The sequence below is a fragment of the Luteibacter yeojuensis genome (genome assembly GCF_000964085.1).
Classification (GTDB): Bacteria; Pseudomonadota; Gammaproteobacteria; order Xanthomonadales; family Rhodanobacteraceae; genus Luteibacter; species Luteibacter yeojuensis_A.
On the sequence record NZ_JZRB01000001.1, the window covers coordinates 136,382 to 155,973 of the forward strand.

At 65.6% G+C, this 19,592-nt stretch carries 16 protein-coding genes; 5 read left to right on the top strand and 11 right to left on the bottom strand.

What is annotated here, in order from left to right:
- Positions 1–5: 5 nt before the first annotated feature.
- From VI08_RS00595 to VI08_RS00610, 4 genes are read right to left on the bottom strand one after another with little or no spacing between them, the layout of a single operon-like run.
- Positions 6–533: a pilus assembly protein PilP gene (locus VI08_RS00595; RefSeq protein ID WP_045827581.1), complete on the bottom strand. Its 528-nt coding sequence runs from the start codon at positions 531–533 to the stop codon at positions 6–8.
- Positions 530–1,159 carry a type 4a pilus biogenesis protein PilO gene (locus VI08_RS00600; protein WP_045827582.1) on the bottom strand — a complete coding sequence of 210 codons (630 nt, stop codon included), beginning with the start codon at positions 1,157–1,159 and terminating at the stop codon, positions 530–532. The genes VI08_RS00595 and VI08_RS00600 overlap by 4 nt, the downstream gene beginning before the upstream one ends.
- Positions 1,156–1,908, bottom strand: coding sequence for a PilN domain-containing protein (locus tag VI08_RS00605; RefSeq protein ID WP_045827583.1), 753 nt, complete (start codon positions 1,906–1,908; stop codon positions 1,156–1,158). Before VI08_RS00605 ends, VI08_RS00600 begins: the two co-directional genes overlap by 4 nt.
- The gene (locus VI08_RS00610) at positions 1,908–2,966 is read right to left on the bottom strand and encodes a pilus assembly protein PilM (protein WP_045827584.1); all 1,059 of its coding nucleotides are present in this window, start codon (positions 2,964–2,966) and stop codon (positions 1,908–1,910) included. Before VI08_RS00610 ends, VI08_RS00605 begins: the two co-directional genes overlap by 1 nt.
- 236 nt (positions 2,967–3,202) lie before the next feature.
- Here VI08_RS00610 and VI08_RS00615 point away from each other — a divergent pair, with 236 nt between their 5' ends.
- Entirely contained in the window at positions 3,203–5,779 is a 2,577-nt protein-coding gene (locus VI08_RS00615) for a penicillin-binding protein 1A (RefSeq protein WP_045827585.1), read from the top strand.
- Positions 5,780–5,812: 33 nt separating this feature from the next.
- Positions 5,813–6,463, top strand: a complete 651-nt coding sequence (locus tag VI08_RS00620) for a hypothetical protein (RefSeq protein ID WP_045827586.1) — start codon at positions 5,813–5,815, stop codon at positions 6,461–6,463.
- 95 nt (positions 6,464–6,558) lie between these two features.
- On the opposite strand, the gene VI08_RS00625 is transcribed toward VI08_RS00620, so the two are convergent.
- The 4 genes from VI08_RS00625 to glnE form a co-directional block, all read right to left on the bottom strand.
- Positions 6,559–7,854 (bottom strand): citrate synthase, encoded by a 1,296-nt coding sequence (locus tag VI08_RS00625; protein ID WP_045827587.1) that lies wholly within the window; start codon positions 7,852–7,854, stop codon positions 6,559–6,561.
- A gap of 225 nt (positions 7,855–8,079) precedes the next feature.
- Entirely contained in the window at positions 8,080–8,325 is a 246-nt protein-coding gene (locus VI08_RS00630) for a type B 50S ribosomal protein L31 (protein ID WP_045827588.1), read from the bottom strand.
- A 127-nt stretch (positions 8,326–8,452) separates the two neighbouring features.
- On the bottom strand, positions 8,453–9,385 hold the full coding sequence (locus VI08_RS00635; RefSeq protein WP_045827589.1) for a nucleoside hydrolase: 933 nt from the start codon (positions 9,383–9,385) through the stop codon (positions 8,453–8,455).
- Positions 9,386–9,437: 52 nt separating this feature from the next.
- Complete coding sequence (gene glnE, locus VI08_RS00640; protein WP_045827590.1) at positions 9,438–12,326, bottom strand: bifunctional [glutamate--ammonia ligase]-adenylyl-L-tyrosine phosphorylase/[glutamate--ammonia-ligase] adenylyltransferase; 2,889 nt, start codon at positions 12,324–12,326, stop codon at positions 9,438–9,440.
- 177 nt (positions 12,327–12,503) lie between these two features.
- On the opposite strand from glnE, the gene VI08_RS00645 reads away from it, so the two are divergent.
- The 3 genes from VI08_RS00645 (at position 12,504) to VI08_RS00655 (ending at position 16,379) form a co-directional block, all read left to right on the top strand.
- The gene (locus VI08_RS00645) at positions 12,504–14,396 is read left to right on the top strand and encodes an LTA synthase family protein (protein ID WP_045827591.1); all 1,893 of its coding nucleotides are present in this window, start codon (positions 12,504–12,506) and stop codon (positions 14,394–14,396) included.
- A gap of 180 nt (positions 14,397–14,576) precedes the next feature.
- Positions 14,577–15,593 (top strand): hypothetical protein, encoded by a 1,017-nt coding sequence (locus tag VI08_RS00650; RefSeq protein ID WP_045827592.1) that lies wholly within the window; start codon positions 14,577–14,579, stop codon positions 15,591–15,593.
- A 528-nt stretch (positions 15,594–16,121) separates the two neighbouring features.
- Positions 16,122–16,379 carry a hypothetical protein gene (locus VI08_RS00655; RefSeq protein ID WP_045827593.1) on the top strand — a complete coding sequence of 86 codons (258 nt, stop codon included), beginning with the start codon at positions 16,122–16,124 and terminating at the stop codon, positions 16,377–16,379.
- 326 nt (positions 16,380–16,705) lie between these two features.
- On the opposite strand, the gene VI08_RS00665 is transcribed toward VI08_RS00655, so the two are convergent.
- The 3 genes from VI08_RS00665 to groES form a co-directional block, all read right to left on the bottom strand.
- Entirely contained in the window at positions 16,706–17,161 is a 456-nt protein-coding gene (locus tag VI08_RS00665; protein WP_045827595.1) for a DUF2778 domain-containing protein, read from the bottom strand.
- A 154-nt stretch (positions 17,162–17,315) separates the two neighbouring features.
- Positions 17,316–18,959 carry a chaperonin GroEL gene (gene groL, locus VI08_RS00670; RefSeq protein ID WP_045827596.1) on the bottom strand — a complete coding sequence of 548 codons (1,644 nt, stop codon included), beginning with the start codon at positions 18,957–18,959 and terminating at the stop codon, positions 17,316–17,318.
- Positions 18,960–19,068: 109 nt separating this feature from the next.
- Positions 19,069–19,362 carry a co-chaperone GroES gene (gene groES / locus VI08_RS00675; protein ID WP_045827597.1) on the bottom strand — a complete coding sequence of 98 codons (294 nt, stop codon included), beginning with the start codon at positions 19,360–19,362 and terminating at the stop codon, positions 19,069–19,071.
- Positions 19,363–19,592 lie beyond the last annotated feature (230 nt).

Consider the following 19,592-nt stretch of genomic DNA (forward strand, 5'->3'; position numbering starts at 1 on the left):
AGTTCTTATTTGTCGCTGACCGCGATGCTTGCCGGACGCTCCATCCAGCCGCCGTTGCCATTGGGCACCAGCTCGACCAGATCGATGCGGTCTTCCCCCACGGCCGTGACACGGCCGTACGACTGCCCCATGTACTCATTGCGATGGATGCGATGGATGACCCCCCCGGGATCCTTCACCAACGCTTCCAGGTTATTGCCTGCACCGAGCGTGCCAACCATCTTCAAGGTATCGAGCGAGAACATCTCGAGGGGTTCCTTCGGCCGGTTCTCATCCGGGCGGGGGCCACTCGACGCCGCATTGTCCAATTCCGCCGTGCTGGGGCTGAAAGGGTCGCGGGCCGACTGGTCCTGGTAGGCGAAGGTCTCGAAGGTACGGATCACCGGCAGCGGCGGGATCGGTTCGCCCTTCTTGTGTTTCTCGGCGTCAACCCAGTCGCGAAGGTCGGATTGGCCGCGCGTGCAGCCGGCCAGCGCCACGAGGGCAAGGCCAGCCGCCGCGAGGCGGAGGTGGGTGTGGCGGGCGCTGGTCACTTGGCACCCCCTGCCGGCGCGTTGGTCTGCTGCTCGTCGTCTTCGAGATAGCGGTAGGTCTTGACGGTGCCCTGCAGCACCAGCTGGCCCGTGCCCTTGTCCTTCGGCTGCAGCGAGACGTCGTGCAGCGTCAGGATAACGACGCGGGGCAGCGAGGCCACGCCACTGATGAAGGTGCCGAACTGGTGGTAGGTACCCACCATGCGCAGCGTGATCGGGCGCTCGGCGTAGAAATCCTTCGGCGTCTCGGGGCCCGGCTGGAACACATCAGGCTCGAGGCCCGCGGCGAGGGCCGTCTGCGAGATATCGACAAGAAGGGCAGGCATTTCGGTCTTGCTGGGCAGCTGGCGGAGCAGCTGGCGCAGCATGTCCTGCATCTCGGCGAGCTGTTGCTCGAGTGCCTCGAGGTTCGCGGACTTGGCCTGCTTCTGTGAGAACTCGGCCTTGAGCGCGTCTTCCTTCTGCTCGGCGGCCGCCAGCTCGTCCTGCTGGCCGCTGATTTCGACGTACCAGCCAATGGCGACGACGATGACGAACACCAGGCCGGTGAAGAACATCTTCACCGACTTGGGCCAGCCACCCACGTTGTTGCGGTCGAGGTTGCGCAGATCCTGGACGAAACTCATGGCTTGGCTCCTGCCGGGGCGGCGGCGGTCGACGGCGGGGCCATGGCCGGGGCAGGCGCCGCGGCGGGACGCGCCGAGCCTGCCGGCGCGGGTGCGGGCGAGCCCGACACCGCCCTGGCGGCTGTCGCCAGCGGCGCAGGCACGGCGGCCGCGGCGGTGCTGGCAGGGGCCGGGGCGACCGACGACGACGGGGCGGGGCCATCCGTGCTCGGCGTGTTGAGCTTCACGTCGACGCCGAACGTGTACGGCATGCGCTGGTCTTCGTGCGTGTTCTCGGTCTTGCGCAGGTCGACGTGGCCCATCCACGGCGAGGCCTCGATATTGCGCATGTACTCGGCCACGCTGGAGTTCGACTGCGCCACGCCATCAAGCGACATCGAATCGCCCGACTGCTTCATGGACCCCAGGCGGGCACTGGCGGGGATGGTCTTCACCAGTTCGTCGAACAGGTGGACCATCTGCGACCGGTTGGCCTGCAGCTGCTCGATGATCTGCTTGCGCTGGAGCAGGCCCGCGCGGACTTTTTCAAGGTCCTTGATCTTCGCGATGCGGTCGTCCAGCTGCTTGATCTCGCCCTGCAGGTAGGTGTTGCGGTCGTTCTGGTTATCGACGCGGGCGCCCATCCAGTAGGACCAGGCGATGAGGACGACGAGCGCGGCCGCGAACGCCATGCCCAGCTGCATGTAGAACTCGCGTTCGCGCAGCTTGCGGCGTTCGGCGCGCCAGGGGAGTAGGTTGATCCGTGCCATCAGTCGAAGCTCCGCAGGGCCAGGCCGACGGCGATCATCAGCGCGGGGGCGTCCTGGGCGAGGGTCTGTGCCTGGACCTTGCTGGACAGCGACATGCGCGCGAGCGGGTTGGCCACCACGCAGGGCACGCCCAGCTGCTGCTCGAGGATGTCGGTGATGCCATCGATGGAGGCGCAGCCGCCGGCCAGCACCACCTGGTCGACGCGGCTGTACTCGCTACCGGCGAAGAAGAACTGGAGCAGGCGGCTCACCTGCTGCACCAGCGATTCCTTGAACGGCTCGAGGGCCTCCATTTCGTACGACTCGGGCAGGCCGCCCTTGCGCTTGGCGCGGCCGGCCTCCTCGTAGGAGAGGCCGTAGCGGCGCATGATCTCGTCGGTGAGCTGCTTGCCACCGAAGACCTGCTCGCGGGAATAGATGGTGCGCTGGTTCTTCAGCACGGCCAGGGTGGTCATGGTGGCGCCGATGTCGACCACCGCCACCAGGGCGTCGCGGGAGACCGCCAGCTGGTCGGCCACCATGGCGAACGCGTTCTCCATGGCGAAGGCCTCGACGTCGATGACCCGGGCGGCAAGGCCACCCAGGTCGAGCGCGGCGATGCGCATGTCGACGTTCTCGGTGCGCGAGGCCGCGAGGAGGATGTTGTTCATCTCCGGGTTGTCGCGGACGGGGCCCAGCACCTCGAAATCGAGGCTGACTTCCTCGATCGGGTAGGGAATGTACTGGTTGGCCTCGACCTGGATCTGGCCCTCGAGGTCGTCCTCGGAGAGGTCGGCCGACATGGGAATGATCCGGGTAATAACCGCCGAGCCTGCGACGGCCGCCGCGGCGTGCTTCACCTTGGCGCCGGAGCGCGCGAGGGCACGGCGGATGGCTTCGCCGACTGCCTCGACCTCGACGATGTTCTTTTCGACGACGGCGTTGGGCGGCAACGGCTCCACGGCATAGTGTTCGACGCGATAGCGCCCACCTGCCTCGCTGAGCTGCAGCAGCTTAACTGCGGTCGAGCTGATGTCGACACCGATCAACGGCGCCGCTTTGGGTGTAAAGAGCCCCACTGTGTCCCCCTTCCCCGCGCCTTGTCGGAATTTGGTCTTCGGCGCGAGGGCATTAGATCTAAAACTTAACGGATTAGCAACGGCCTGCCTGAGCCTGTATCGGCACTAATTCACAAATCCTGACGCTGGGTTAGCGTCCCCCCTTCACACCCCGTCGAACCCCGCCTACCCGTCCCACGGGGTGGCGAGGCTCTATACTCCGCCACGACCTAGACGGCGGTGACCCCTCCCCTTCCATGCGAATCCTCAAGCGTCTGCTCCGTATCGCGCTCTACCTGGCCCTGGCCGGCATCCTGTTCGTGGCCGGCGCCATCGGCGTCGCCTACTGGCTACTGGCCCCGCGCCTGCCATCCGTGGCGGTGCTGCGCGATTACCACATGCAGGTCCCGCTGCGCGTTTTGAGCGCCGATGGCCGCCTGATCGCGTCCTTCGGTGAAACCCGACGCATCCCGGTGCGCATCGCCGATGTGCCGGCACGCCTCAAGAATGCTGTCTTATCGGCAGAAGATGGCGATTTCTATAGCCACCCCGGCATCGACTGGCACGGCATCGCCCGCGCGGGCATCCATGTCATCGTCTCGGGCGGCGACAAGGGCCCTGGCGGCTCCACCATCACCCAGCAGGTGGCGCGCAACTTCTTCCTCAGTCCGGAGAAGCTATATTCGCGCAAACTGACGGAAATGTTCATCGCGTTGCGCATGGAGAACGAGCTCAGCAAGGACCAGATCCTCGAGCTTTACCTCAACAAGATGTTCCTCGGCCACCGCGCGTACGGCGTTGCCGCCGCCGCGTCGTACTACTACGGCAAGACCCTCGACCAGCTCACCGTGGCCCAGGCCGCCACCATCGCGTCGACGTTCCAGCTGCCTTCCGTGGTCAACCCACTCAACAACCCCAAGCGCATGATCGCGCGCCGTGACTGGGTGCTGGGCCAGATGCTGGCCAATCGCTTCATCACGCAGCCGGAGTACGACGAGGCCATCAAGGAGCCGAACGACGCGTACCCGCACGAGCAGCAGATCGAGGTCGATGCGCCTTACCTTGCCGAAATGGTGCGCCAGCAAGTGCTCGAGAAGCTCGGCAACGATGCGCTCACCGAGGGCTACGTGGTGCACACCACCGTACCCAGCGAGAGCCAGGCCGCCGCCAACGATGCGCTGCGCGGCCGCCTTTCGGCATACGACCGCCGCCACGGCTACCGCGGCCCCGAGGGCCACGAGGAACTGCCGGCCGGTGCCGGCCCGGATGAGTTCGACCGCGTTCTCGCCAGCTACACGCCGGTGGCGGGCATGATGCCGGGTATCGTCACGGCGACCGGTGCCAAGGAGGCCACCGTGTACATCAACGCGAAGGAATCGGCCACGATCAGCCTGGAATCCATCGCCTGGGCCCGGCCGTACGTCAACGAGGGCCGCGCCGGCGCGGCGCCGAAGAGTGTTGATGCCGTGCTGAAGCGCGGCGACGTGGTGCGGCTCATCCGCAGCGAGAAGGACGATATCTCCGAGGACGCCAAGGCGTCGGATACCGCCGCGACCACCACCGAAGCCAAGCCCGAATCCAACAAGGGGCCGTGGCGCCTCACGCAGATCCCCGCCGTGCAGGCGGCGCTCGTGTCCATCGACCCGGAAGACGGCGCGGTGCGCGCCCTGGTGGGTGGCTTCAGCTTCGCGCGCTCGAAGTTCAACCGCGCGGTCATGGCCGCCCGCCAGCCGGGTTCCAGCTTCAAGCCGTACCTGTACTCGGCATCGTTCGAGCGCGGCTTCACGCCGGCCTCCATCGTCAACGACGCACCGGTAGCGTTCCCCGACCCCAGCCGCCCCGATGGCGTGTGGACCCCGGCCAACGACGACAACAAGTTCAGCGGCCCGATGCGCCTGCGCGAGGCCCTGGTGCAGTCGAAGAACCTGGTGTCGGTGCGCCTGCTCGATGCCATCGGCGTGCGCTATGCGCGCGACTACATGACCCGTTTCGGCTTCACGCCCGATGCGCTGCCGCAGAACCTCTCGCTCGCGCTTGGCACCGCCTCTGTTTCGCCCATGGCCATGGCGCGTGGCTATGCGGTGTTCGCCAACGGCGGCTACCTGGTCACCCCGTACTTCATCGGGCGCATCGACGACCGCGACGGCAACCCCGTGTACGTGGCGAACCCGGAACGTGCCTGCGCGGATTGCCAGGAACGCCTGCTCAACCCGACGCCGCCCGGGCCGCCGAACCAGCCCAGCACGGCGCTGATCCCGGCCAAGCCGGCCGCGGCCAGCAGCGCCGGCGATACCGGCACGGGCGATGCCGTGCTGCCGGCCGATGCGCACGACAACACGGCGCAGGCGCCCAAGCTAGCCCCGCATGTCATCGACGTGCGCAACGATTACCTGGTCACCTCGCTGATGCAGGACGTGGTCAAGCGCGGCACCGGCGCGGCGGCGCGCGCGCTGGGCCGCGACGATATCGCGGGCAAGACAGGCTCCACCAACGACCACCGCGATGCCTGGTTCGTCGGCTTCAACGGCGATGTTTCGACGGCCGTGTGGGTGGGCTTCGACGATTTCAGCTCGCTGGGCCGCGGCGAGTTCGGCGCCAAGGCCGCCCTGCCGATCTGGATGGATTACATGGGGGCCGTGCTGAAGGACAAGCCTTCGCATACGCTGGGCATGCCGCCGGGCATCGCCACCGTGCAGATCGACCCGGCGTCCGGCCTGCCCTCGCCGGGCGGCATGAACGAAATCATGAAGGTGGAGGATGTCGACCGCCTCCGCGAACAGGCGCAACAGAAGCAGCAGGAGGAACAGCAGGACCACGCCTACGACATCTTCTGACGTACACGCTTTATCACCACTTGGGGGTAAGTCATGGCACGAGGCGAACACCACCGGATCCACGCCCAGGACAGGACGCAGCGCAACCGCGTCCTCGTCGCCCAGGAGGCGGCGCGCCTGATGAGCGAACATGGCATCCGCGACTTCCACCACGCGAAACTGAAAGCCGCCGAGCGGCTCGGCATCGTCGATACGCAGGCGCTGCCCCGTAACAACGAGATCGAGGATGCGCTGCGTGAGCACCAGCGCATCTTCCACGGCGATACGCAGCCCCAGGCCCTTCGGGCGCGCCGTGAGGCCGCGGTAGAAGCGATGCGCTTCCTCCGCTCATTCGATTCACGGCTGGTGGGCGCGGTGCTGGAGGGCACGGCCGACGAACATTCCGCCGTTTGCCTGCATGTCTACAGCGACGACCCGGAGGCCCCGGGGCTGTTCCTGCAGGAACAGGGCATCCCGCTGGAAACACAGACGCGCCGCCTGCGCTGGTCGAACAGCGACCAGAGCGAACATACCGTGCTGCTGTTCGGTGCCGACGGCATCCCGTTCGATATCACCGTGCTGCCGCTGGATGCGCTACGCCAGGCCCCGCTCGATAGGGTGGACGAACGCCCCATGCGCCGCGCCACGCGGGTCATGGTGCAGGAACTGCTGGCCGAGGAAGACATCGCGGCATTCAACAGCTAAAAGCGTGTAATTAAAAAACTGTGGGAGCGCGCTTGCGCGCGATGGGTGCCTGCCGCAACCCCATCGCGCGCAAGCGCGCTCCACATGGTTTTTACTTAGCGCTTGTCGGTGCCGACGTAGTCGCGGACATCCGCGCCGGTGTAGATCTGGCGCGGGCGGCCGATGCGCGACCCCGGGGTTTCGTGCTGTTCGATCCAGTGCGAGATCCAGCCGGACGTGCGCGCGATGGCGAACATGACGGTGAACATCTCGGTGGGGATGCCGAGCGCCTTGTAGATGATGCCCGAGTAGAAGTCGACGTTCGGGTAGAGCTTGCGCTCGACGAAGTAATCGTCCTTGAGCGCGGCCTCTTCGAGCTTCATGGCCACTTCAAGCAGCGGATCGTTCACGCCGAGCTCGTTGAGCACGTTGTGGCACGCCTCGCGGATGATCTTGGCGCGCGGGTCGAAGTTCTTGTACACGCGGTGGCCGAAGCCCATGAGGCGGAACGAATCGTTCTTGTCCTTCGCGCGCTTGACGGCGGTCTCGACCTTGTCGGCGGTGCCGATTTCTTCGAGCTGCAGCAGCACGGCCTCGTTGGCGCCGCCGTGGGCCGGGCCCCAGAGGGCGGTGATGCCGGCGGCAACGGACGCGTACGGGTTCGCACCGGTGGAGCCCACCAGGCGCACCGTGGACGTGGAAGCGTTCTGTTCGTGGTCGGCGTGCAGGATGAAGAGCAGGTCGAGCGCCTTCGCGACCACCGGGTTCACGTGGTACGCCTCGCTCGGCACCTCGAACATGGTGTGCAGGAAGCGGGTGACGTACTCGAGGTTGTTGCGCGGGTAGCGGTTCGGCCAGCCGATGCTGTGGCGGTAGATGGCCGAAGCGATGGTCGGCATCTTCGCGATAAGGCGGATGGCGGCCAGCTTGCGGTCGTCGGGGTTCTCGACGTTGAGGTCGTCGTGGTAGAACGCCGAGAGCGACGCCACCGACGCGGCGAGCATGGCCATCGGGTGCGCGTTATGGTGGAAGCCCTTGAGGAAGTCCTTAAGGTTCTCGTGCATCATCGAGTGGTGCGTGATGTCGTTCGAGAACTTCTCGAACTGCGGCTTGGTCGGCAGCTCGCCGTTGAGCAGCAGGTACGAGGTTTCGAGGAAGGTGGACTTCTCGGCCAGCTGCTCGATGGGGTAGCCGCGGTACAGCAGGATGCCCTTGTCGCCGTCGATGTAGGTGATGGCGCTCTTGGTGCTGGCGGTGCTGCCGTAGCCCGGGTCGTACGTGAAGTAGCCCGTATCCTTGTAGAGCGTGCCGATGTCGACGCACTCGGCGCCCAGGGTGCCGCCGATGACCGGCAGTTCACTCACGGGTTTGTTGGATTCATCGACCAATTTGACGGTTTTGGCGTCGGACACGGCGAGCTCCTTCTTAGCTTTTGCAGCGCGTATTGGGGAATGGAACATGCGGCCGCGGGGAGGGCCGTAAAGTTCCCCATTATCGCACATAGCCCCGTCGAACGTCCGTTCGAGCCAGGTTAAAAGCGCGCACGCAAAAAGACACGGGGCAAGCCAAGGGCTCGCCCCGTGTCTTTCTATCCTCGCGAAACGCCACCCCGCAGGCGGCGCGCGGACCGCTACGGCTTACTTCTTGCCGTAGCGCTGGCGGAACTTGTCGACGCGGCCGCCCACGTCGAGGGTCTTCTGCTTGCCCGTGTAGAACGGGTGCGAGTGGCTGGTGATATCCAGCTTGATGACCGGGTATTCGTTACCGTCTTCCCACTTCACGGTTTCCTTCGAGGACATGGTCGAGCGCGTAAGGAACGCGAAATCGGACGACAGGTCCTGGAAGACCACCGGCTGGTACTTCGGATGGATGTTTTCTTTCATAGCAGCGACTTCTTGGAATGGCGGGGTGAAAAGAGCGGCATTGTAGCCCGGGGCCGGTCACTCCGCAACCAGCCCCACAACCCAGCGCACCCCCTGTGGGAGCGCGCTTGCGCGCGACGGGGCTACCTCACCCCACCCCGAGCGCCCCGGCGATCAACTCCCCAAACCGCCCCTGGTCCACCTCGAGCACGATCCGCGCATTGGCCTTGCCGCCCAGACGGTTATGCCAGTCCACGACCGTGGCGCCCCGCGTCAGGCGGCCATCCAGTTCGATCGCCACATGCCGGGTCTCGGCGCGGGTGACCATGCCCGGGTCGAGCGCCACGGCCATGGCCAGGGCATCAGCGGCGATGAACCCGGTGCGCTCGTGCTCGGCGTTGAACTTGCGGGCCGTACCGAACACGTCGTGGAAGAACGCCGCGCGCTTGTCGCCCGAGGCCACCCAGCCTTCGTAGATGGCATCAGGGAAGGCATGGCGCACCGTGGCCTCCCAGTCGACCAGATCGAACATGTCGAACGACTCGAACACCACGTGCGCAGCCTCCGGGTCGAAGCCGATGTTGAATTCCGCGGGCACCTTGCCCGTGTTGCCATGGCCGGTGACCGCACCACCCATGATGACCAGGCGCTTCATCCGCCGAGGCAGCGTGGGGTCGAGGCGTACGGCCAGGGCGAGGTTGGTCAGGGGGCCCAGCGCCACCAGGGTGAGCTCGCCAGGGCGCTCGTTGGTGAGGCGGATGATGGCGAGCGCCGCATGCTCGGCTTCGGCCGGGTGCGTGGGCTCGGGGAAGCCCACGTCGCCGAAGCCGTCCTCGCCGTGCACGAACGCCGCGTCTTCTTCCGGCGCGCGCACCAGCGGCGAGGGGCAACCCGCGAAGACCGGCGTGGCCGCGCCGACCAGGTCCACCAACGTGCGCGCATTGCGCACGGTGTGCTTCAGGCCGACGTTGCCGGCGGCCACCGTGAGGGCGGCGACGTCGGTGTGGGCGTGGGCCATGAGGATGGCGAGGGCATCGTCGACACCCGGGTCGGTGTCGATCAGGAGCGGCAGTCGGGTCATCGTGCGGTGGGCGTCCTTGGTCGGCCGGACAGCATAGCGCCGCCGCGCCGGTTCAGACAGCCTTGGCCTCGCTGGCAGCCTTTTCGCCGAAATCGAAGCCCAGTTCGGTGATCACGTGGGTGACGGCGACGCAGAGCGCATCAAGCGCCGCCGTGCGCCTTGCCAGCCGTGGGCGCAGGTCGAGCGTGCAGGTGAGCCCCATCTGGAGGAGGTCGGCGTGGGCCACGTGCAGCGTATCGGCCTGGGCCTGGGTCAGCAGGCCCGCCACGCGCAGTTCGTCGATCAGCACGCTGTTGGCCGTGGTGTGCAGGATGCCGGGTTGCTCCGCGGCGTGGGCAAGCACCATGCCCTGCAGCGCGAACTCGATGTCGATGAGGCCGCCCCTGCCCTGCTTGAGATCGAACTGAGAGGCGTCCGAGCGGTCGCGCTCCGCGCGCCAGCGGGCCCGCATGGCACCGACCTCCGCCAGCACGCGCGCCGTGTCGCGCGCTGCACCCAGGATGTCGCGGCGCACCCGCTCCAGGCCCTGGCCCACCGCCGCGTCGCCCGCGACGAAGCGCGCGCGCTGCAGCGCCTGGTGTTCCCATGTCCATGCGCGATCGCGCTGGTAGGCCTCGAACGCATCCACGCTGGCGACCAGCAGGCCCTTCGAGCCATCGGGGCGCAGGCGGGTGTCGACGTCATAGAGCTTGCCCGCGTGTGTCTGGGCGCCGAGCCAGTGCATGACGCGCTGGGCGAGCCGCTGGTACCAGCGGGTGCCATCCACGGGGCGCGCACCATCGCTGGTCGCATTCGCCCGCTTGCCGTCGTAGACGAAGACCAGGTCGAGATCGGACGCGAACCCGAGTTCCTCGCCACCGAGGCTGCCGTACCCGAGCACGGCGAAGCCCATGCCCTCGCCGGGCAAGCGCCCGTGCTGCGACGTCATCTCGCGCGCGGCCAGCGCCAGCACCGCGCCGATGACCGCCTCCGCCAGGCCCGCCAACCGGCGCGCCGTGGCCGTCGCATCGGCGCGCCCGTCACTGAACGCAAGGCCGAGGCGGAACGCAATGCTAGAGCGGAATTCGTTGATGCGCTCCAGCTCGCGCTCCGCGTCGCGCTCATCGAGCGTGCCCAGGGACCGCACGATTTCGGCGGTGATGTCAGCCCGCTTCAAAGGTAGCTGGTCGATGCGCGGGTCGAGCACATCGTCGAGCAACAACGGCTGAGCGATGACTCGCTCGGCGAGGAACGCGCTGCCGGCGAATACCGACGCGACACGCCGGCGCGCGCTCGGCTGCTCGTCGAGCAACGCAAGGTACGACGAGCGTCGCGCCACGGCCTGCACCAGCCGGACCATCCGCAACAGGCTCGACACGGGTGCGGCGCTCGCGCGCGCGGCCGCGATGAGCTGGGGCATGAGCCGCTCGAGCCGCTCGGACGAGCGCGCGGACATGGAGCGCACCGCGGCCGCCTGCGGCAGCTTGCCCAGTTCGGCGGCCGCCTCGGCACCCGGGACGAAGCCCGAGGCTTCCATGGTTTCCGCCGACAGCGACTCATCGCGTGCCGCCTGCCAAAGCTCGATATCGGCGGCTGGCGCGGAGGCGGTCTGGCCGCCCTGTGGCACCAGCACCTCCGCGAATTCCGCCGAGACCGCCGTACGGTGCTTCGCCAGGTCGGTGGCCAGCGCCTCCCACGAAGGGAAATCGAGGCCGAGCGCCAGGCGCTCGCGCGACAGGGCATCGTCGGGGATATCGTGCGTCTGCGCGTCGCGCAGCATCTGCACGCGGTTCTCAAGGCGGCGCAGGAATACGTAGGCCTCCCGGAGCAGTTTCGCGCGTGCCCTGGGGATATAGCCGCGCGACTCGCACGCGCGCAGCGCCGGCAGCAGGCCACGGACCCGCAACGCGGGGTCGCGGCCACCGCGGATCATCTGGGTCAGCTGCACCACGAACTCGATCTCGCGGATGCCGCCGGGGCCCAGCTTGAGGTTGCCGGCGAGATCCTTGCGCGCCACTTCGGCATCGATCAGTGCCTTCATCTCGCGCAGGCCGGCGAACGCCGTGTAATCGAGGTAGCGGCGGTACACGAAGGGCCGCAGCATGTCCTGCAGTTCGCGGCCAGCGGTGCGGTCGCCCGCCACCGGGCGCGCCTTGATCCACGCGTAGCGCTCCCAGTCGCGGCCTTCGCGCTGGTAGTACTGCTCCATGGACGTGAACGGCAGCGCCAGGCGCCCCGCATTGCCGAAGGGCCGCAAGCGCAGGTCGACGCGGGCACAGATGCCGTCGACGGTGGGCTCGGCCAACAGGCGCACCAGCTGCCGGCCCTCGCGAACGAAGTATTCACCGTTGTCGAGCGGCCGGGAACCATCGGTGTCGCCACCCGATGCATAGGCGAGCACCAGGTCGATGTCGGACGAGAAATTGAGTTCGTTGCCGCCAAGCTTGCCAAAGCCCAGCACCACCATGCGCTGCTCCTTGCCAGCGGGGTCGCGCGCCGTGCCATAGCGGGCGCGCATGGCGGTTTCCGACCACCGCAGTGCCTCGGCCAGGAGGGTCTCGTACAACGCGCTCGTGGACGAAAGCGTTTCGTCGATATCGTCCAGCCCGTTGACATCGCGGAAGACGATGCGCACCGCCTCGGCGTGGCGGAACCGGCGCAGGACGGCCATGCAGCGGTTCTCGTCTCCCGGCAGATCCAGCGTGGCGCCGCGCGTGGAGGCATCGCCGTTGGCCCGCAGGCGCTCGAGCCCGGCGGGCGCCAGCAGCTCGGGCTGCCGTCGCAGCACATCGTAGGCGAAGTCCGACGCGAGCAAGGTGCGGCGGACGCGTTCGGCGACACCCGCATCGTCGTGAAGCGGGATACGCGCGGCGCGGCACGCAGCCATCACGTCCGCGTAACGCTGGTCGATGAGCGCTCTCAGCTCGGCGCTCTCGGCGGGGATCGGGGAAGGATCATTCATGGGACGGTCATTCTGCCTGACATGGTCACAAGCGCGCAGTGGCGCCGTTTGCAGCCGTTTTCGGCATAAGTATGCGAAAGATCGCATGGAACAACGTGGATTTACCTGACAACTGGTTCATGTCAGGCGCGTTACAGTCCTCGTCCCCTCGCTACAGGGGCGTGACACGAGGCGCTTATGAAAGGTAATTCAACGGGTTGGCGCGGCACAGCGGCCAAGGTCATCCTCCCGGTGGCCCTGGCGGTCGTTTTTGTCCTCTACACCGGCTTCCTCGATGGCAACCCGGGCGTGGCGTCTGCCGAGTGGGCGGACCGGCCATGGCACCTGTTCGCCAACGCCTTCCCGGCGCTGTTGTGCGCCATGTTGCTGCTGGTATTGACCCGCCGCGCCCTCCTCTCGTTCGCACTGGCGTTCCTGGCCCAGGGCATCGTGCTCGCGGTCAGCGCCATCAAGATGAAGAACCTCGGGTCACCGCTGCTGCCCGCCGATTTCCGCATGGTCGGCCAGCTGAAGAACGGCGGCCTGCACCTGCTGGGCGGGTACCTGCCGACGAACCCGCTGCCCTACCTCGCCATCGCCGCCACCATCGCGCTCATCGTGCTGCTCGCGAAGTACGAGCCGCCCCTGTTTGCCCGCCGCACGCATGGCCGCCGCCTCGCCAGCGGCGTGGCGCTGGTCGCCCTCATCGGTACGCTGTTCGCCGGCCTGCCGGCGTGGGCGCACATGTACGACAAGGACCGGCTCGGGATGCAGCCCTGGTCGGCCGCGTCCAATGCCGGCTACAACGGCGTGGTCACCACGCTCATGCAATTCCGCCTGCAAAACGCGGGCAAGAAGACGAAGGCCGATGCGGGCGAAGCCAGCCGCTTTATCGCCAGCACCGATGGCGCGTTGCGCCAGCACATGGCCGACGCCGCCGCCAACACACGCCAGACGCCCGATATCGTCATTGTCCAGAGCGAATCGTTCTTCGACCCGTCGGTGATCAAGGGCCTGCAGGAGCAGGACTTCGCGCCGAACCTGCACCGCCTGGCCAAACACGCCAGCTTCGGCCAGCTGCATGTACCCACTTATGGCGGCGGCACCATCCGTACTGAGTTCGAAGTGCTGACCGGCCTGTCGCTGCGCTATTTCCCCACCATGCAGTTCCCCTACCTGCAGATGCATGCGGGGGTCATGCCGGGCATGGTCCGCGCGCTGCGCGCGCACGGCTATGAGACCGTTGCCGTGCACGGCAACGACCCGGGTTTCTGGAACCGCACGGCCGCGTTCCGCGCGCTGGGCTTCGACCGGTTCGTGTCGCAGAAGGATTTCCCGGCCAACGCGACGAAGAACGGCGAATACATGCCCGACAGCGCCATGACCGACGAGATCATGGCGCAGCTGAAGAACGACGGCCCGCCGCGCTTCGTCTTCGCCATCAGCATGGAGGCGCACGGCCCGTACGATAAGTCGACCATCGCCAACACCGCGGAGCGTGATGCGATCGCCGTGCCTGACGGCATCAGCGACGATGCGAAACTGCAACTGCGCAACTACGTCTATCACATGCGCCATGCCGACGCGGAACTGGGCCGCCTGGCCGATCTGCTGAAGAAGCGCGAGCGCCCCACGCTTCTGCTGTTCTACGGCGACCACCTGCCGGCCCTGACCGAAACCTACGCAAAGGCCGGCTTCACCAACGGCCGCGACATGCTTACGCAGACGGTGCCGTACATCCTTATCGATGCGCATGGCGACGGCCCGGCACCGCGCCACGACGACCTTGCCGCGTGGATGTTGCCTGGCCGCCTGATGGAACAGGCTGGCGTGCATGATGACGCCTACTACGCGCTCACGCAGGTGGTCGCACCGCAGCTCGCCGCGCTGACGCGCGCGCCCGACGCGCCGGAGACAAGCGAGGACGCACAGCTCAAGTACACCGATGTCTCGATGGGCAACGTGGCCATGCTGCGCATGAAGAACAAGCTCGGCCCCATGGTGGCGCAGTACACGCCGCTCGACACATCGATGATGGCGCGGCAGGGCGGTGATCAGGAAGACGCCGCGGCCGCCGGCGTGCGGCAGTAAACAGACGTCCATACTTCCGCGGCACGCGTGCCGCGTTTGCCACGCAGGTCACAGAACACGATATCCCCCGCCACTAGCCTGCACCTTCCATCGCCATTCGCGGTGGGAGGTGCAGGGGGCTGCGCCGGTGTGTACCGACGCTCCAAGGACGACATCCTTCCCAACGCAGGAGTCGTACGCATGAAGAGGTTCGCTTCACTCGCAAGGGTCGTAGCGCAAACGGGCATCATCGCGGCCATGCTCTCCCTTTCCGTCGCCGCCTTGGCGGCGCAGGCGCCACAGGCACAAGCGGCGCCACCCACCCTGCAACTCACGCGCGTGGGCACGTTGCCGCCTGGCGCAAAGCCTGCGGGCGTACCCGACGATTTCGTCGTCACCCCCAACGGTTACTTCTCGCCGGATTGCGTCGCCACCATCCATGCCGGCGACAAGCTGCAGAAGGATGGCCTTATCCGCCATGCCAGTGGCGCCGTTGAAAAGCCGGCTACATGTGGCAAGGCCAACTTCAACCTCCGTGGCGACCGCGTCGAACCCAACGGCCAGGTCACGCTGCGCGCGAAGGGCACGCCGCCGCCGGAACAGACCGGCTGGGTGCAGTCAGCCAATTATTCCAGCGACAAACCCATTGGCCGCATCGTGGCCACGTGGACCGTGCCAAGCGCGCCGACCACGCAGGATGACCAGGTCATCTATTTCTTCCCCGGCCTGGAACAGCTGCCCGACGTGAAGTCGATCCTGCAGCCCGTGCTTGGGTGGAACGGTTACAGCGACAAGAAGTGGACGCTCGCGAGCTGGAACTGCTGTGTCGACGGCACGACGTTCCACAGTGACCCGGTGCCGGCCAACGAGGGTGATAACGTCGTGGGCGATACGTATTCCACCTGCGCGGCGGGCGTGGCGTGCGATACGTGGAAGATCGATTCGCGCAACACCACCACGGGCCAGACCAGCTCGCTTAGCACCGACCCGTACGCCGACCTCAACTGGGTGTTCGGCGGCGTGCTGGAGGTCTACAACGTGAGTACGTGTGGGGAGTACCCCGGCGGCCCCATCACCTTCCACGATATCGAGGTGTACGACCGCGACAACAACCGCGTGGCGAACCCACCTTGGCAGGGCGGCGATACGTCGAAGGTGGACCCGCAGTGCAACTACGGGCTCAACACGACGGCCACGTCGGCGACGATTTCCTACTAACCCTGTTGGAGCGCGCTTGCGCGCGATCGCGCGCAAGCGCGCTCCTTTTTTGTTCTGTTTGCGCAGGCCTTTTTTTGGTTCCTCGAGCACTGCACAGGTCAGTTGCTGTCTCGCGCCAGTGCGCCGGTTCATTCGCGTATGCGAATGCGTGTAACCAGCGGCTTGCGCCGCTATAGGCTGGTGGCGTTTGGCAAGTCGGCGGCGGGCGGGGCCCTGGGGCCGCCAGTCGCGGACCTACGGACCGGGCCGTAGCCCCGCTAACGCCATGACGTGATGTTGCGCGGCCCTCCGCTCATGTCGGCCCCAGAGCCCCACCCGCCGCCGAGTCCACACGCCCGGTATCGTGAAACACAAGCAGGAGGATCCTGCGCTACCGCATGCCTTTCTTCGCGAGAGGAAAGGTGACAAGAGTCAAGAACATGCGAATGGCGGTGCATATTCTTCATACCGATTCGACTTGCTTCGCTAGTGACACGGCGGCACGCTGTGTAGCGCACGAAGCGGATACGTAGGACGAGGAGAATTGAAATGACCAGAGACGAAATCATCAGGATGGTCGCTAATAAAACGTATGCATCGTTGAACCTTCCTGTTATCGATGTAGATACGCATTTCATCGACCTGAAGGTACCTGTGGGTACGCTCAAGACGATATACGCCGAAATGTGTGCCGCTACCGGCGCACGCCCCCTGCCTGACGGCGCGACATGCGACACCGTGGGGGAAATGGTCGACACCATCGTGGAATGTTTGCCTGACGGAGGGGCCTTCAGTCACGCAGGGTAGGGTCTCTCGATGCTCTACCATGCATCGGAAACAGCACTGAGCGGCTTGACCCTCTCGATCCGCGGTTCAGCGCAATAGCGTGGCCTTTACCGCACGCCATACGATGTATGCCCCCAGATGAACCGAAAGAATTCGTTCCCATGCCCACGCAAGCAGGGATGCATCGCTGCGGTCTGACACGGCTCCGCTATCGTAACCACCAAGCGCTTCCACGATCGTGCTGCGGGGCGGGATGTCGCTTACCTCGATGATTCCCTCAAGCGTGATGAGGGCCAGGCTAGTGACCACGAGCCACGACGCCCAGCCCAGGACTGTCAGAACGCACTTCATGAAACGATGAGCTGGCCATAGGCCCGCATGTCGGAGCAAGGCACTTCGACCATCGTTTGCGAGAGTAAGACTTGCCGGAGCTGCAGGAAGTCGTGCATGAAGGGCAAGGTCACGCAACCGGCGCTGCGGCCCGACCACCCCGCTGGATGCAGGCGAAGCTTTCCGCGCAGCACACGGTCGCAGAACACTTCGTCATCGATCTTGATGTCATCGGCGTATAGCGCGAACCACCATTCGGCCTTGGTGACCTTATCCCTCAGCGAACCCAGTCGACCACCCGACTCACGGTCGACGATGTAGTAGGTACCTTTGGGTATCGGTCCATTTGGCATGCATTGATGTAGTTGGCTGTTGACATGCTGGTCCTCGCCAGAGAACGCAGGGTAATGGCTCGCTCCGAGCGAGATGGCACTAATGGGTAAATCGTTCAGGCGGAAGCGGCAAGTAAGCATGTTGGTTCCCTTCTAGATTGAAAGACGTTCCGTCAACGGGCTTGAGAATTTCGGACGACTTGAGAAAAGCGGACAATTCCGCATCGCAAAACGAATGAAGGAGCCCTGCTCGCGCAGGACTCCTTCATCGAAACGGCGAATGTGTGACGAGGACTTAGAAGTCCATGCCACCCATGCCGCCCATGCCACCCGGGGCACCGTGGGCCGCGCCGTCGTCCTTCTTCGGCACTTCGGTGACCGCGGCTTCGGTGGTGATGATCGAACCGGCGACCGAGGCAGCGTACTGCAGGGCCGAACGGGTGACCTTGGTCGGGTCCAGGATGCCGAAGGCGATCATGTCGCCGAACTCGCCCGTGGCGGCGTTGTAACCGAAGTTACCGCTGTTTTCCTTCACCTTGTTCACGATGACCGAGGCTTCTTCGCCGGCGTTCGTGACGATGGCGCGCAGCGGGGCTTCGAGCGTGCGGCGGGTGATGGCGATGCCGAGGTCCTGGTCCGGGTTCTTGCCCTTGAGGCCGTCGAGGGCCTTGAGCGCACGAATGAGGGCGACGCCGCCGCCCGGGACCACGCCTTCTTCGACGGCTGCACGGGTGGCGTGCAGGGCGTCTTCGACGCGCGCCTTCTTTTCCTTCATCTCGACTTCGGTGGCGGCACCGACCTTGATGACGGCCACGCCGCCGGCCAGCTTGGCCACGCGCTCCTGGAGCTTCTCGCGGTCGTAGTCGGACGAGGTCTCTTCGATCTGCGCCTTGATCTGGCCAATGCGCGCCTGGATCTTCTCGGCTTCACCGGCACCATCGATGATGGTGGTGTTTTCCTTGGTGATGACGACGCGCTTGGCGCGGCCCAGGTCGTTGATGGTGGCCTTGTCGAGCTGCAGGCCCACTTCCTCGGAGATGACGACGCCATTGGTGAGGATGGCGATGTCTTCGAGGATGGCCTTGCGGCGATCGCCGAAGCCCGGCGCCTTGACGGCGGCGACCTTGACGATGCCACGGATGGTGTTCACGACGAGGGTGGCCAGGGCTTCGCCTTCCACTTCCTCGGCCACGATCAGCAGCGGCTTGCCGGCCTTGGCGACGGCTTCGAGCGCCGGGAGCAGCTCGCGGACGTTCGAGATCTTCTTGTCGTGGATGAGGATGAACGGGTCATCCAGCTCAACCTGCTGCGACTGCTGGTTGTTGATGAAGTACGGCGACAGGTAGCCGCGGTCGAACTGCATGCCCTCGACGACGTCGAGTTCGTTCTCGAGGCCCGAGCCTTCTTCGACCGTGATGACGCCTTCCTTGCCAACCTTCTTCATGGCATTGGCGATGATCTCGCCGATGTCGGCATCGGAGTTGGCCGAGATGGTGCCGACCTGGGCGATGGCCTTGTCGTCGGCGGTGGGCTTCGACAGCGACTTCAGCTCGCCGACGGCGGCCACGACGGCCTGGTCGATGCCGCGCTTGAGGTCCATCGGGTTGATGCCGGCGGCGACGGCCTTGAGGCCTTCCTGGATGAACGCCTGGGCGAGGACGGTGGCCGTCGTGGTGCCGTCACCGGCCACGTCGGAGGTCTTCGAGGCGGCTTCCTTCACGATCTGGGCGCCGATGTTCTCGTACTTGTCGGCCAGCTCGATTTCCTTGGCGACCGAGACACCGTCCTTCGTGACGGTGGGGGTACCGAAGCTCTTCTCGAGCACGACGTTGCGGCCCTTCGGGCCGAGCGTGACCTTGACGGCGTTGGCGAGGGTGTTCACACCCTTCAGCATGCGGGCGCGGACGTCTTCGCCGAAGCGGACTTCTTTAGCAGCCATGAGACAAAATCCTTGAAAGCGTTAAGAGTAAAGAGTGAAGAGTAAGTAAGAGGGAGGGACCAGGACGAAGCGTCGGCAGCTAACGATGCACTACTGACGCTTTACGCTCTTAGCCCTCGATCACCGCCACGATGTCGTCTTCCTTCAGGAAGACCAGCTCTTCGCCGTCGATCTTGATTTCCTGGCCGGCGTACTTGCCGAACAGCACCGTGTCGCCTTCCTTGACCGACATCGGACGGACCTTGCCGTCTTCCTGGATGCGGCCGTTGCCGGCGGCGATGACCTTGCCGCGGGTGGGCTTCTCGGTGGCGCTATCGGGGATGACGATGCCGCCGGCCGAGATACGCTCCTCTTCGAGGCGCTTGACGATGACGCGGTCGTGCAGGGGGCGCAGCTTGCTCATGACTACTCCAAGCAGGTGTTTGTTGTACAAGGGAAAATGGCCACCCTGTTAGCACTTGGCCAGGGTGAGTGCCAGAAGTTTAGCCAAAGCACGCCCCGAATCGGAAGAGCCATGGATGGCCCAGATGTGGCGTCGTTGGCAAAACGTTCAAGGGCTGGCGGTTCAAAAAAGTGCGATGCAAGCCAAACCGCGCTGGCCCGGTCATACTCACCGACGCCCTGATCCACGGA

Coding starts and splice junctions, on each gene's coding strand:
- groL (WP_045827596.1), bottom strand. CDS start 18,959: ATGGCTGCTAAAGAAGTCCGCTTCGGCGAAGACGTCCGCGCCCGCATG.
- VI08_RS00630 (WP_045827588.1), bottom strand. CDS start 8,325: ATGAAAGAAAACATCCATCCGAAGTACCAGCCGGTGGTCTTCCAGGAC.
- VI08_RS00605 (WP_045827583.1), bottom strand. CDS start 1,908: ATGGCACGGATCAACCTACTCCCCTGGCGCGCCGAACGCCGCAAGCTG.
- VI08_RS00645 (WP_045827591.1), top strand. CDS start 12,504: ATGAAAGGTAATTCAACGGGTTGGCGCGGCACAGCGGCCAAGGTCATC.
- VI08_RS00620 (WP_045827586.1), top strand. CDS start 5,813: ATGGCACGAGGCGAACACCACCGGATCCACGCCCAGGACAGGACGCAG.
- VI08_RS00615 (WP_045827585.1), top strand. CDS start 3,203: ATGCGAATCCTCAAGCGTCTGCTCCGTATCGCGCTCTACCTGGCCCTG.
- VI08_RS00600 (WP_045827582.1), bottom strand. CDS start 1,159: ATGAGTTTCGTCCAGGATCTGCGCAACCTCGACCGCAACAACGTGGGT.
- glnE (WP_045827590.1), bottom strand. CDS start 12,326: ATGAATGATCCTTCCCCGATCCCCGCCGAGAGCGCCGAGCTGAGAGCG.
- VI08_RS00665 (WP_045827595.1), bottom strand. CDS start 17,161: ATGCTTACTTGCCGCTTCCGCCTGAACGATTTACCCATTAGTGCCATC.
- VI08_RS00655 (WP_045827593.1), top strand. CDS start 16,122: ATGACCAGAGACGAAATCATCAGGATGGTCGCTAATAAAACGTATGCA.
- VI08_RS00650 (WP_045827592.1), top strand. CDS start 14,577: ATGAAGAGGTTCGCTTCACTCGCAAGGGTCGTAGCGCAAACGGGCATC.
- VI08_RS00635 (WP_045827589.1), bottom strand. CDS start 9,385: ATGACCCGACTGCCGCTCCTGATCGACACCGACCCGGGTGTCGACGAT.
- groES (WP_045827597.1), bottom strand. CDS start 19,362: ATGAGCAAGCTGCGCCCCCTGCACGACCGCGTCATCGTCAAGCGCCTC.